13 protein-coding genes are annotated in these 13650 nt (G+C 72.7%); all 13 read left to right on the top strand.

Features of this window, described 5'->3' with window-relative positions:
* Positions 1-811, top strand: an 811-nt coding sequence (locus E1202_RS29940) for an NAD(P)-binding protein (RefSeq protein WP_165944031.1), incomplete at its 5' end; no start/stop codon positions are given.
* A complete protein-coding gene (locus tag E1202_RS29935) occupies positions 808-2751 on the top strand; it encodes a mycofactocin system FadH/OYE family oxidoreductase 2 (RefSeq protein WP_132686669.1) in 1944 nt (647 codons plus the stop codon). The genes E1202_RS29940 and E1202_RS29935, both read left to right, overlap by 4 nt.
* The gene (locus E1202_RS29930; protein WP_132686668.1) at positions 2748-3674 is read left to right on the top strand and encodes a mycofactocin-associated electron transfer flavoprotein alpha subunit; all 927 of its coding nucleotides are present in this window, start codon (positions 2748-2750) and stop codon (positions 3672-3674) included. Before E1202_RS29935 ends, E1202_RS29930 begins: the two co-directional genes overlap by 4 nt.
* Positions 3667-4953: an FAD-dependent oxidoreductase gene (locus tag E1202_RS29925; RefSeq protein WP_132686667.1), complete on the top strand. Its 1287-nt coding sequence runs from the start codon at positions 3667-3669 to the stop codon at positions 4951-4953. Before E1202_RS29930 ends, E1202_RS29925 begins: the two co-directional genes overlap by 8 nt.
* A gap of 12 nt (positions 4954-4965) precedes the next feature.
* Complete coding sequence (locus E1202_RS29920; RefSeq protein ID WP_132686666.1) at positions 4966-5253, top strand: ferredoxin family protein; 288 nt, start codon at positions 4966-4968, stop codon at positions 5251-5253.
* Positions 5254-5257: 4 nt separating this feature from the next.
* Positions 5258-6094, top strand: a complete 837-nt coding sequence (locus tag E1202_RS29915; RefSeq protein WP_207918997.1) for a mycofactocin-associated electron transfer flavoprotein beta subunit — start codon at positions 5258-5260, stop codon at positions 6092-6094.
* Positions 6091-6873 (top strand): mycofactocin-coupled SDR family oxidoreductase, encoded by a 783-nt coding sequence (locus tag E1202_RS29910; RefSeq protein WP_132686665.1) that lies wholly within the window; start codon positions 6091-6093, stop codon positions 6871-6873. Before E1202_RS29915 ends, E1202_RS29910 begins: the two co-directional genes overlap by 4 nt.
* Complete coding sequence (mftF, locus tag E1202_RS29905) at positions 6870-8213, top strand: mycofactocin biosynthesis glycosyltransferase MftF (protein ID WP_132686664.1); 1344 nt, start codon at positions 6870-6872, stop codon at positions 8211-8213. The genes E1202_RS29910 and mftF overlap by 4 nt, the downstream gene beginning before the upstream one ends.
* Entirely contained in the window at positions 8210-8884 is a 675-nt protein-coding gene (mftE, locus tag E1202_RS29900) for a mycofactocin biosynthesis peptidyl-dipeptidase MftE (protein ID WP_132686663.1), read from the top strand. Before mftF ends, mftE begins: the two co-directional genes overlap by 4 nt.
* Positions 8885-8996: 112 nt before the next feature.
* Positions 8997-11105: a hypothetical protein gene (locus tag E1202_RS29895; protein ID WP_132686662.1), complete on the top strand. Its 2109-nt coding sequence runs from the start codon at positions 8997-8999 to the stop codon at positions 11103-11105.
* Between the two features lie 70 nt (positions 11106-11175).
* Positions 11176-11694: a dimethylamine monooxygenase subunit DmmA family protein gene (locus E1202_RS29890; protein WP_132686661.1), complete on the top strand. Its 519-nt coding sequence runs from the start codon at positions 11176-11178 to the stop codon at positions 11692-11694.
* Positions 11691-12644, top strand: coding sequence for a heme-dependent oxidative N-demethylase family protein (locus E1202_RS29885; RefSeq protein ID WP_207918996.1), 954 nt, complete (start codon positions 11691-11693; stop codon positions 12642-12644). The genes E1202_RS29890 and E1202_RS29885 overlap by 4 nt, the downstream gene beginning before the upstream one ends.
* Complete coding sequence (locus E1202_RS29880; protein WP_132686660.1) at positions 12641-13528, top strand: PDR/VanB family oxidoreductase; 888 nt, start codon at positions 12641-12643, stop codon at positions 13526-13528. Before E1202_RS29885 ends, E1202_RS29880 begins: the two co-directional genes overlap by 4 nt.
* Positions 13529-13650: the final 122 nt, after the last annotated feature.

Below are 13650 nucleotides of genomic sequence, written 5' to 3'. Positions count from 1 at the left end.
CGTTGGGGGTTGGGGTTCCAGGGGAGTTCGGCTCGGGTCCGGGGTGGAGCCGCAGTCGGTGTTGGTGGTGGGAGGTGGTCCTGCCGGGTTGGAGGCCGCTCGGGTGCTGGCCCTGCGGGGGTGGAGCGTGGAGCTCGTCGAGCGCGAGGAGCGGCTCGGCGGAATGGTGCGCGCTGCGGCTGAAGTCGCAGGTCGGGGGCGTTTGGCGGGATTGGTCGAGTGGTGGGAGGGGGAGGTCCGGCGGCTCGGCGTCCAGGTGCGGCTCGGGGTCGAGGCCGGTCCGGAGGACGTGGCCGGGCGCGAGGTCGTGGTGGCGACCGGGTCCGTGCCGGGCCCCTGGGCTTTCAAGGTCGACGGAGGCGTGGTGCTCGACGTGGTCGAGGTGCTCAGCGGTGAGACGCCCCCGGGGCCGGTGGTGGTGCACGATCCCGTCGGGGACTTCGTCGGCGTCGGCGTGGCCGAACTGCTGGCGGGCCGGGGCGTGGAGACCGCGATCGTGACGCAGGACCAGGTCGTGGGCACGCAGCTCGCGCTCACCGGAGACCTCGCCGACGCCAACGCGCGCCTGCAGCGGGCCGGGGTGGCGTTGGAGAAGCGGTCCCTGCTGCGCGAGGTGCGGTCCGATCACGTGGTCCTGGAGGACGTCCACACCGCCGAAACCCGGGAGCGCCCGGCCGCCACCGTCGTCCACTGCGGACACCGGCTGCCGGACCAGCGACTCGACGGCGTGCGGATCGGTGACTGCGTCGCTCCCCGCACCGTGCACGAGGCGATCTTGGAAGGCCGTCGAGCGGCGGGAGGTCTGCGATGAGCCGCTACCTGTTCTCGCCGCTGCGGCTGGGGCCGGTGACGGTGCGCAACCGCATCGTGTTCTCCGCGCACCTCACCAACTACGCGCGCGACGGCCACCCGACCGAGCAGCACGCCGCCTACTACGCGGCGCGCGCCGAGGGTGGTGCCGGTCTGGTGATCACCGAGGAGCACTCGACCCATCCCACAGACTGGCCGTACGAGAAGCTCATCCACGGCTTCGACCCGTCGGTGATCTCCGGCTACCGCCGCATCACCGAGGCCGTGCACGCCCACGGGACGCCGATCTTCGCGCAGCTCAACCACAACGGCGGACAGGCGTCGTCGATGTACTCGCGGCTGCCGGTGTGGGCGCCGTCGGCGGTGCCCGACCCGATGTTCCGCGAAGTGCCCAAGGCCATCGACACCCGTGAGATCGCCGAGGTCGTCGCCGGGTACGGCACGGTCGCCGCGCACTGCGCCGAAGGCGGGTTCGACGGGGTGGAGCTGCAGTGCTCGCACTCGTCGGTCGTGCGCGGATTCCTGTCCCCGGCCACCAACAAGCGCACCGACGACTACGGCGGATCGCTGGCCAACCGGGCCCGCATCCTGCTGGAGATCATCGACGCCGTCCGCGAATCGCTCGGTCCCGATCGGGCGCTGGGCGTGCGGATCTGCGGCGACGAGCTGATCGAGGGCGGCACCACCATCGACGAGGCCGTCGAGGTCGCCACGATGGTCGAGGCCACGGGCAAGGTCGACTACATCAACACCTCGATCGGCGTGGCCACTTCGACGCTCTACATGATCGAGGCGTCGATGGCGATCCCGCCGGGGTACGCGCTGTTCATCTCCAACGCCATCCGCCAGGCCGTCGACCTGCCGGTCGTCGGCGTCGGCCGCATCAAGGACCCGCTGCAGGCCGAACGGGCGCTGGAGGAGGGCCACTGCGACCTGGTGGGCGTGGTGCGCGGCCAGATCGCCGACGCCGATTTCGCGGCCAAGGCCCGGTCGGGGCACGCCACCGACATCCGGACCTGCCTGTCCTGCAACCAGGAGTGCGTCGGCCGGATGGGCCTCAACCGCTGGCTCGGCTGCATCGAGAACCCGCGCACCGGCAAGGAGTCGATCGCCCTGCCGATGCCGCGCAGGCGCAGGCGCGTGCTGGTGGTCGGCGGTGGTCCGGCCGGTTTGCAGGCCGCGTCCACCGCCGCCGAACGCGGTCACCACGTGACCCTGTTCGAGCGGGAGCCCGAGACCGGCGGGCAGGTCGCGCAGGCCGCGAGCGTGCCGGGGCGGGCCGAATTCCTCGACGTGGTGCGGAACCTGCGCGCCGAGTGCCAGCGCCACGGCGTGGACATCAAGACCGGGACCGAGGCCACCGCGCAGCTGCTCCGCGAGGAGCGCCCCGACGCGGTCGTGCTGGCCACCGGAGCTCGACCGCAATCGCCGTGGTGGGCAGGGGATCTGACGCGCGTCGTCGACGTCCGCGACGTGCTCGCCGGGGACGCCGCGCCCGAAGGCGAGGTGCTGATCGTCGACGAACTCGGCTTCCACCAGGCGGCCTCGGTCGCCGAACTGCTGGCCGACCGAGGATGCCGGGTGCAGATCAGCACCCCGGGCATGGTCGTCTGCCAGGACCTCGGCGTCACGCTGGACATGGAGACCTTCACCATCCGCGCCCACGCCAAGGGGATCGGGCAGCGCACCGACGAGGTCGTCATGGGTGCCTCCGCCGACGGTGAGCGGGTGTCGCTGCAGATCCTCAAGCACACCACCGGTGAGATGAGCGAGCACACCGTCGACTGGGTGGTGTGCGCGGTGCACCAGAGCCCGGTCGACGAGCTGTGGCACGAGCTGCGCGACGCGCCGTTCCCGGTGCACCGCGCGGGCGACTGCCTGGCACCGCGCCGCGCGCACGCCGCGGTGATCGAGGGACATCGAGCGGCGGTGGAACTGTGAACGCGCTGCCCGAGGTGCTGGCCGTGGTCGTCGTCCGCGACGGCGCGCTGCCCGGCGGGGCCGACGAGACCGTCGCCGAGGCCGGGGGAGCGGTGCTGCTCGCCGGCACCGGAACCGCCCGCGCGGCCAAGGAGCTCCGCGCCGCCAGCAGCGCCTGGTCCGTCGAATCCGCGCAGGTCGGGCCCGGTTCGCTGGCCGCGACGCTGGGCCCGCTGCTCGCGGCGGTGCGGGTCGTGCTGCTGCCCGCCTCGCCCGACGGACGCGACCTCGCGCCCCGGCTGGCGTTCGGCACCGGCAGGGCGTTGCACGCCGGAGCGATCCGCTGCGGCACCGACACCGCCGATCTGTCCAGAGCGGACGATTCCCTGGAGATCCGGGTTCGCTTCACCGGGCCCGTCGTGGTGACGTTGACTCCCGGAGTGCGCGGCATCGGCAGCCCGATCGCGCCACCGGAACCCGTGACCATCGACGTCACCCCAGCTGAAGCGCTCGACGCCGAACCGGTCGAGGTCCGCGCACCCGAACCGGAGACCGTTGAGCTCACCGAGGCCGACCGCATCCTCGGCGGCGGAGCCGGCCTGGTGCGGCGAGGCGAGGACGGCACCGCCGCGATGCGGACGCTGACCGAGGTCGCCGCGTGGCTCGGTGCCTCGGCCGGAGCGACCCGCGTGGTCACCGACGCCGGGTGGGCCGGGCACGACCGGCAGATCGGCACCACCGGCGTCCTCGTCAACCCCACGCTCTACGTCGCCCTCGGCATCTCCGGCGCCGCGCAGCACACCGGTGGTCTGGGACGACCCGAGCACGTCGTCAGCATCAACACCGACCCGTCCTGCCCGATGACCGCGATGGCCGACCTCGGCATCATCGCCGACGCCCCCGAAGTCCTGCGCGAACTCGACCGCCGGAGACGAGATGCCTGAAGTCGACGCCGTCGTGGTCGGCGCCGGTCCCGCCGGATCGGCCGCCGCACTGGAACTCGCCCGAGCCGGGCGCAGAGTCATCCTGCTCGAACGCGGTCCGTTCCCCGGATCCAAGAACGTCTACGGCGGCGTCGTCTACGGCCGGGTGCTCGACGAGGTGCTGCCCGAGTGGTGGCGCGAAGCACCGGTCCAGCGCTGGGTGACCCGCCGCAGCACCATGATGCTCACCGGCCACCAGGCGCTCACCGTCGACTTCCGCACCGAGGACTGGGGAAGCGCTCCCTACAACGGCATGACGACCTTCCGCGCCGACTTCGACTCGTGGCTGGCGGGCAAAGCCGTCGACGCCGGAGCGCGGCTGGTCACCTCCACCGTGGCCACCGACGTGATCCGCGAGGACGGCCGCATCGTCGGGGTGCGCACCGACCGGCCCGACGGCGACATCCAGGCGCGGGTGGTCGTCGCCGCCGACGGCGTCAACTCGTTCCTGGCCAAGCAGGCCGGACTGCTGCCCGGAACCGACCCCGAGCACCAGACGCTCGGCGTCAAGGAAACCCTGGCCCTGCCGCGGAAATCCATCGAGGAGCGTTTCGCGCTCACCGGCGACCACGGCGCCGACTTCGAGATCCTCGGCTGCACCGGGGACATCCCCGGAGGCGGGTTCCTCTACACCAACCGCGACACCGTCAGCGTCGGCGTCGTCCTCTCGCTCACCGGGCTCGCCGCCTCGGGCAGGCGCCCGGAGGAGGTGCTCGCCGGCCTCAAGGCGCACCCGGCCATCGCCCCCTACCTGCGCGGCGCGGAGCTCAAGGAGTACTCCGCGCACCTCATCCCGGAAGGCGGGTACCGCAGCATGCCGCCGCTGTCCGCGCCCGGGATGCTCGTGACCGGTGACGCCGCCGCGATGTGCCTGGCAGCAGGGATCTGGCTGGAGGGAGTCAACTTCGCCATCGGATCCGGTCTCGCCGCCGGACGCACCGCAGCCGAGTCCGTCGAGAACGGCGGCGGGCTCGACGGCTACCGCGAACGCCTGGAGGGCAACTTCGTGCTCGCCGACCACAAGCGGCTGCAACGCGCACCCGGCCTGGTGCTGTCGGACCGGGTGCAGCAGCAGTACCCGAAACTGCTGTGCGACTTCGCCCAGGGCGTGTTCACCGTCGGCAACCCCACACCGAAACCCGGTCTGGGCGCGCTGTTCCGCGCCACCGCCGCCCGTCACGGCGTCCGCCTGCGGAAGCTGGCAGCGGACGCCTGGACCGGACTGCGCACCTTCGGCTGAGGAGAAGCGACCATGTACCGAGGCATCTCGTTCGAGGACCGGATGGGCACCGTGGACTTCGACGTCGGCGAGCGGGCGCACATCACCGTCGACACCGACATCTGCCGGTCCTGCACCACCCAGGCGTGCGTGGCGGCCTGCCCGGCGAAGCTGTTCGTGCCCACCGGCGACGGCGGCATCCTGTTCAACTACGAGCAGTGCTTCGAATGCGGCACCTGCTACCAGATCTGCAACAACGACGGCGCCATCAGCTGGACCTACCCCGACGGCGGGCACGGCGTCGTGTTCCGGAAGGGCTGAGGACATGCGCATCGCCGTGGCACTGAGCCGATCCTGGCAGCGGGTCGAGGTCGACCCGCTCACCGGCGCCCTGGGCGGCGGGCACCGAGGCCAGAGCGCGGCCGAGCACGCCGCGCTGGAACACGCGCTGCGACTCGCCGAGCTCACCGGCGGCCAGGTCCACGCCATCACCGCCGGCCCGGCGGAAGCGGAGGAGGGGCTGCGCGAGGCGCTGGCGTCCGGAGCGGACCGCGCCACCCGCGTCGACGTCGACGCACCGCTGGACCCGAACGCCCTCGCGCACAGCGGATCCACCGCCGCCGCGCTGGCCACCGCCTTGCCGGAGACGCCGGACCTGGTGCTCTGCGGCGACCGGTCCACCGACGGCGGAACCGGCGCCACCCCGGCGCTGCTCGCCGCGCACCTGGGTGCCGCCCAGGCGCTCGGCGCGGTCCACCTCGAACTCGACGGCGACCGGCTGCTGGCCCACCGCCGCCTCGACCGGGGCGCCCGCGAGATCCTGCGCCTGCCCAGTCCCGCCGTGGTCTCCGTCGAAGGCGGGTTGCGGCTTCGACGCGCCGCGCTGCCCGCCGTGCTGGCCGCGCAGGAGGCCGAGATCGAACTCCTGCCGTGGGCCCCGGCTCCCGTCGGCGCCGACGTCGTCAGCTCCCGGCCCCGGCGCCCGCGAGCGCGCGAACACCCCGCCCCCAGCGGGGACAGCGCCCACCACCGGGTGCTGGAACTGACCGGCGCGCTGGTCGAGCGCACCCCGCCGACCGTCGTCGGCCCGTTGAGCGCGGCCGAGGCCGCCGACGAACTGCTGGCCTACCTGCTGCGCCACGGGTACGGGGTTCGGCCGTGAACCGGGTCGCGATCGTCACCGGAGCCGCCAGGGGAGTGGGGGCCGCGGTCGTGCGGCAACTCGCCGACCAGGGCTGGCGGGTCGTCGCGCTCGACGTGTGCGCCGACCTGCCTGGCGTGCCCTACCCGCTCGGCACCCGCGATGAGCTGCGCCGACTCGCCGACGAGCACCCGGAGTCGGTGCGCGAGGTGGTCGCCGACGTCCGCGACGCCGCCGCGCTGACCGAAGCCGTCCAGGTCGCCGAGGCCGAGTTCGGCGGGCTCGACGCCGCCGTCGCCGCGGCGGCCGTGATGGCCGGTGGGGCGCCGCTGTGGGAGACCACCGACAACGAACTGGACCTGCTCTTCGACATCGACGTCCGGGGCGTGTCCAGCCTGGCCCGCGCCGCTGTCCCGGCGATGCTGCGGCGACCCGAACCCCGCGCCGGGCGGTTCGTCGCGCTCGCCTCGGCCGCCGCGCACCGTGGCCTCTACCACCTGGCCGGCTACAACGCGGCCAAGCACGCGGTGGTCGGACTGATCCGCGGACTGGCCACCGACCTGCGCGGAACCGGCATCAACGCCACCGCGGTGTCGCCCGGCTCGACCCGCACCGACATGCTCACCGCCACCGCCGCCTACTACGCCCTCGACGACGTGGAGGAGTTCGCCGGGCACCAGGTCGTCGAACGACTGCTGGAACCCGAGGAGGTCGCCGCCGCCGTGTGCTGGCTCTGCGACGAACGCGCCTCGGCGATCACCGGCACCGTCGTCCACGCGGACGGAGGGTTCACGGCGTGAGACTGGTGGCCGATCCGAGCCTGCAGCGCTGGGACGACGGGCGGACCGTCGCGGGCGGATCCCCGTACCGCATCATGCGGCTGACCGCGCGCGGGGGCGCGCTCCTCGACGACTGGCTGGCCGGAAAGCCCGTGACCAGCGGGAGATCGCTGGCGCAGCGGCTCGTCCGCACCGGTCTGGTGCACCCCGAGCACGACACGGCGAGCCTGGGGCCCGATGACCTCACCGTCGTCATCCCCGTCCGCGGCGAGAACCCCACCGCGCTGCTCGCGGCGCTGGAGGGCCTGCGGGTCATCGTCGTCGATGACGGCTCCCCGACACCGATCCCCGGCGCCACCGTCCGCCACGACACCGCACGCGGCCCGGCCGCCGCCCGCAACGCCGGGTGGCGCCTGGTCACGACGCCGCTGGTGGCCTTCCTCGACGCCGACACCCTCCCGCAGCCCGGCTGGCTGGGCCCGCTGCTGCGCCACTTCGAGGCACCCGAGGTGGCCGCGGTGGCGCCGAGAGTGCGCAGCATCGCGGGTGATTCGGCGCTGGAGCGCTACGAGCAGACCCGCTCACCGCTGGATCTCGGCCCCCGGCCCGGACCCGTGCTGCCCGGCAGCCGCATCAGCTACGTCCCCACCGCCGCGCTGCTGATCCGCGTCGAAACCCTCGCCGAGATCGAGGGTTTCGACGAGACCATGCGCTTCGGGGAAGACGTCGACCTGGTGTGGCGGCTCACCGCCCGGCACCAGGCCCGCTACGAACCCGCTGCGATCGTCGAACACGCCCCGCGGCCCAGCTGGCCCGCCCTGCTGCGGCAGCGCTACGGCTACGGTTGCTCGGCCGGGCCGCTCGGACGGCGTCACGGCGAGCACGTCGCACCCGTGCGGATCTCGCTGTGGAGCGTGCTGACCTGGCTGCTCATCGCACTCGGGCGACCCAGGACGGCGCTGGCCGTCACCGGCGCGGCGGCCGTCCTGCTCGCCCGCAAGCTCGGCGCGCTCGGCATTCCCGCGACCGAGTCGATCAAGCTCGCCGCGCACGGGAACCTCGGTGCGGCAAGGCTTCTCGGTGACGCCATCGGACGGTCCTGGGCGCCGCTGGCGATCCCGCCGCTGCTGCTCACCCGGCGCGGGCGCGTCGTGCTCGCCCTCGTCGCCGCACGCCACCTCGCGGAGAAGGGCGAGCTCGACCCGGTCCGGCACGCCCTCGCCCGCGTCGCCGACGACGCCGCCTACGGCTGCGGCGTGCTGCGCGGGGCCCTGCGCGAACGCAGCACGACCGCGCTCCGGCCGGTGCTCACCGACCGGGGCGGGCGCAGCAGCGTTCCGGTCAACGGGGACTCGGCGTGAACCTCGGCGAGACCACCTGGCCCGAGCTGCGCGAACCCCGGCTGCTCGCGGTCCCCGTTGGCGCCACCGAGCAGCACGGCCCGCACCTGCCGTGCACGGTGGACACCGACATCGCCGTCGCGCTGTGCGATGGCCTCGCCGAGCAGCGGCCCGTCGTCGTGGCACCCGCCGTGGCCTACGGCTCCAGCGGGGAGCACGCCGTGTTCCCCGGCACCCTGTCCATCGGGCGAACCGTTACCGAACTGCTGCTCACCGAGCTCGGCCGCTCGGCCGACGCCTTCGCCGGCGTGGTGCTCGTCTCCTGCCACGGAGGCAACGCCGCTGCGGTGCGCAACGCGGTGCGCACGCTGCGTTCCGAAGGTCGCCGGGTGCTGGCCTGGTCGCCGACCGGACCGGCCGACGACAGCCACGCCGGACGCACCGAAACCTCCGCGATGCTCGCCCTCCGACCGCACACCGTCCACCTGGAACGGGCCGAAGCCGGCAACACCGAACCGCTGCCGGAGCTCATCGACCGGCTTCGCGACGGCGGCACCGCCGCGGTCAGCGACAACGGCGTCCTCGGCGACCCGCGCGGCGCCAGCGGATCCGACGGTCGCCGAATCCTGCGCGCCTGGACGGAAAGCCTCGTCGCCGCCGTCGACACCTGGGCGTCGAGCACCGAACGCTGACCGGAGCCGATGTCCCGGTGAATCGGGCGAAAACGCCCATCTATAGTCGATCAGGCGGGCCCGCCCACCGGTGAGCAGGGCGCGAAACACTTTCCTGGAAGGACCGGTTGGGTTGAGCGTGACGAACGACCTCGTCGAACCTGAGTTATCCGAGCCGACACGACGAGGCACCATCCCCGCGCCCCGGTGGCGCGCGGACCGGACCGCCCTGTGGGCGGTGCCGCTGCTGGCGATGCTGGCCGGGCTGAGCTTCGTGCTGGTGAACGTCCACTACAACGGCGGTCACTACATCCCGCCGCTGGACGACACCTACATCCACCTCCAGTACGGCAAGCAGATCGGGCAGGGCGAGTTCCTGCGGTACAACGACGGCGACCCGATCAGCACCGGCGCCAGCAGCCTGCTCTACGTGCTGGTGCTGGGCGCGCTGCACTTCCTCGGGATGCACGGCGGTCTGCTGCTGCCCGCCGCCGTCCTGTTCGGCGTGGTCTGCCACGCTCTCACCGCCGGTGGCGTGGTGCTGCTGGGCCGCCGCGTCGCCGGTCCGGTCGCGGGGGTGTGGGCGGGCGTGCTCGTCGCGCTCAGCGGGCCTCTGCTGTGGGGAGCCTCCAGCGGCATGGAGGTCTCGATCACCGCGTTGCTGCTGGTCGCGACGCTGCTGATGCTGGTCCGCGAGGCGCCGAGCGGCGCCTTCAGGTTCACCCCGGTGCTGGTGTCGCTGGCTGCGCTGTGCCGGCTGGAAGCCCTGGTGTTCCTGCTGCTGGTGCCGCCGCTGATGATGGCCCTCAGCGCGCGTCGCGGGCGCAACCTCGCCACCCGGATCGCCTCGGTCGCCTGGTGCGCGCTGCCGTTCGCCGTGATCGCCGCGCAGCTGCTGTTCTACCTGGTCACCACCGGGCACTCCTCGCCGAACGGCTCGCAGGCCAAGTCGCACCTGAGCATGCCGAACCTGAGCCTCGGCGAGCTCGCGGGCAAGACCGCGGACAACTTCTCGGCGTTCATGGAGATCCTCGCCGGGCTCAACCGGCAGGACTTCGCCTTCCCCGGCGCGCTGCTGCTGGCCGCGCTCGGCGTGGCGGTGCTGGTCCGCGACGGCGGGACGCGGCGGTGGGTCGGCTGGACGATCGGCATCGGAACGCTGCTGGCGCTCGGCGCGATCTCCACGATGGGTACCGCGCTGTGGCAGCAGGTCCGCTACCTGCAGCCGTTCCTGCCGCTGTTCGTGCTCGCCGCCGTCATCGGCCTCGTCGAGGTCGGCAAGCGGTTGCGGCTGGGCGACAAGGCCCCGGTGGCGCTGCTGGCGGTGGCGGGGCTGTTCACGGCCCTGTCGGTGCCGACCTGGGTGCACAACGCGGTGCGGGACTCCGGCGGCATCCGGGAGCGCGTCGTCTCCCTGGCCGCCTGGACCAAGGGCAACCTGCCGGAAGGCGCGCGGCTGGGCGTGCACGACGTCGGCGCCGCCGCCTACCTGGGCGGGCACCCGACGGTGGACCTCGTGGGGCTGACGACCAACGGCCTCGCCAAACCCGCGCTGCACGGCATGGGCGCGCTCTACGAGGAACTGCGCGCGATGTCGCCCGACGACCGCCCCGACTACATCGCCATCTACGACCGCATGCCCAACGGGGTGCAGCTGGAACACCTCGCCGACGCCGGCGTCCTGGGCGCGCCTGTGCTCTCACTACCGGTGATGACGGTGTACAAGGCCGACTGGAGCCTGATCGACACCGGTGACGTGCCGATGCGGCCGTTCCGCGGCACCATCCGGGACCACGTCAACGTCGGGTCGATGACCTCGGAGGCCGACCACGACCACGAGGTGCACACCTCGCGAGCGGGCTTCCAGCCGCTCACCGAGGCCCGCACGCTCGAAACCGGTGGGCACGAGGTCGTCGACAGCGCCCGGCACATCGTCGGCGAGGAGGAGTTCACGCTGCGCAACCTGGTCCCCGGTGAGGAGGTCCGGCTCATCGCCCGGCACGACTCCGCCGGTCCCAAGCCCGGGTTGTACACGGGAGCGCGGGACGTGCGGGTGATCGTCGACGGCACCGACCTCGGCAAGCACTGGCTCAAGCCGGAGACGAAGGGCTGGTCGGAGACCGTCATCACGATCCCGGCGCACCTGGTGACCAGCAGCGAGCTGACCGTCCGCCTGGCCGCGCTGACCTCGTTCGGCCCGTCGCCGGACTACAAGTCGTTCGGGTACTGGGCGGTGCAGTGATCCCGTGACCTGGGCCGGGCGCGGTTGACACCCGCGCCCGGCCTTTGTGTACTCGGGGTCGGGGGGTGCGATGACCGATGAGCGGATGGCGGCCGGTGCGCGCACCAGCCTGCCCGCGTGGCCGGAGCGGGTCGAGGTCGATCCCTCGGGCCGGTGCTTCGCGGTCCTCGGAATCGGCGACGAGGCGCGGGAGATCACCCGCGGCTGGGTCCGCTCGATCGATCGTCCTGTGTGGACGCTGCAGGCGGACGACGCCGTGTCCGCGGCCGGAGCGTTGGCCGCGCAGCTGCGGGAGGCGCGGGTCGGGTGGCGGTTGATGCTGGCCGGACCCGAAGCCGGCGTGCTGGCGCTGCGCTCGCAGGCGCTCTCGGCCGGTGCCGTGGACGAGGAGATCCGGTGCCAGGTCACCACCCGGGAGCGGGTGGTGGTGCACTGCGCGCACTGCGCCGCCGAGACCGAGGTGACGGCGACGGCGGGCGAGCGCACCGCCTGCGGCGGGTGCGGGCAGCTGCTGCACATCTACTCCCACGTGTCCCGGCTTCGCGGTTCGCACCTGGGGTTTCGCGCTGACGTGGAGGCGTTCCGGTGATCCTGCCGACGCGAGTGCGGCGGTTCCCGTGGCCGCTGGAGAGCGGCCGCTACCGCTACAGCGTCAACGTCGAGCCCGCGCCGCGCGTCCACCGGACGGCGGCGGGCGAGTGGGGCGGCGCGGTCCTGGACTTCAACGAGGACTACGAGACCGAGCTCGCCGAGCGCGCGGCGATCCTCGCCCGCGATCCGGGTCGGCACGTGGAGCTCGGGCACATGCGAGCAGCGTCCTGGGACGCGCTGCTGCACCTGCTCTCCGAAGCCGCCGCCACGGACCAGGCGATGACGCTCACTCCGTGCGGCGACCGCGAATTCCGCTGGGAGAACGCAAGACTCGGTCTTGCGAGGCGGTTCCGCTTCGGCGACGACGACTCGCTGGGCGAGCCGCCGCTGCGGTTCGCCGCCTCCCAGGTGCCCGACGACATCGTGCTGCTCGACGAACGCGAGGGGCAGCTGTTCGCCGACGCCGGGGTGGTGACCTTCGCGTCGAACTGGTCGATCCGGTTCGTGCTCGGGATGTCGTTCACCGAGCTGCACGGTCCCGTCCCGCGGGACTTCGCCGACGGCGCGATCCCGCGAGCCGAGAGATTCCTGCTCGGCATGCAGCCCGGCGACTGCTACCGGCGGCTGAACTGGAGCTCGACCGTCGGGCACCGGCTGGACGCGTCGCTGGAGACCTACGACGAGTGGGGCGCCGAGCGCGGCCGGCTGTCGGACATCGGCGACGACCTGCACCTGCGGGTGGAGGTCCAGCACCTGATCCGGCTGCCGATGTCGGGTTCGATCATGTTCCTGATCCGCACCCACCTGCTGCCGATGCGGGAGCTCGTGCTGGTCGGTGCCTGGCGCGAGCAGTTCGCGGCCGTGCTCGCCGAACTCCCCGACGAGATGGCCGACTACAAGGGCTACGGCGAGATCCGTCCCGACCTGCTCGCGTGGTTGCGCCGATGAACCGGCTCACCGTCGCCGACACCCGGGTCATCGCCGACGGCGTGCGGGGGATCCGGCTGGTGGGCGAGCTGCGTTCGTACACGCCCGGCAGTCACCTCGACGTGCTGTGCGGCACCGACGAGCGAGGACGGCCGCGCTGGAACTCCTACTCGCTCACCGGCGACGGGTTCCGGCCGGAGCACTACGAGCTCTCGGTGCGCCTCGGCTCCGGCGGCTCGCGCTGGATGCACCGGCTGAGTCCGGGCGACGTCGTGGAAACCGGCCACCCCCGAAGCGGGTTCGCCCCGGTGCACACCGCCCGCCACCACCTGCTCGTCGCCGCCGGGATCGGCATCACACCGATCCTCTCGCACTTCAGAGCCGCCGAGGCCTGGCAGCGCTCCGTCGAGGTGCACTACCTCTCCCGCGACGCGGCCCACGCCGACGAGCTCCCCGGCGCGCACATCACCGACTCCCGCACCGAGTTCTGGCGCGTCCTCGACCTCACCGATCAGCCCCTGGGCGCGCACCTCTACGTCTGCGGCCCGACGCCGTTCATGGACGAGGTCACCGCCCGGGCCCGCGACGTCGGCTGGCCCTCCGCCCGCGTGCACGTGGAGCACTTCGGAAACACCCCGGCCACCGGCGAACCCTTCACCGCCCACCTGCGCCGCAGCGGCACAACCCTCCAGGTCGGGGAGGGCGAAACCCTCCTGGACGCCCTGGAGTCGGCGGACATCACCGTCCCCCGCCGCTGCCGCAGGGGAGTCTGCGGCGAGTGCGTCACCGCCTACACCGCAGGCGACCCCGTCCACAACGACCTCTACCTGCAGCAATCCCAGCACACCACCCACATCACCCCCTGCGTCTCCAGGGCCCGGACAACCCTCACCCTCGACCTGTAACCCGAACCCCAAGACACCCCGTCACCGTTCCCGGACTTCCGCTGAAGTCCTGCCCCCCGGTTTCCACTGAAGTCGGGGACAGGACTTCCACTGAAATCGGAAAACCCGGTGGGGGACGGGGG

The sequence above is a fragment of the Saccharopolyspora karakumensis genome (genome assembly GCF_004349225.1).
Classification (GTDB): Bacteria; Actinomycetota; Actinomycetes; order Mycobacteriales; family Pseudonocardiaceae; genus Saccharopolyspora; species Saccharopolyspora endophytica.
The sequence above is the reverse complement of the archived record's forward strand: the minus strand, read 5'-3'. Positions and strand labels throughout refer to the sequence as shown.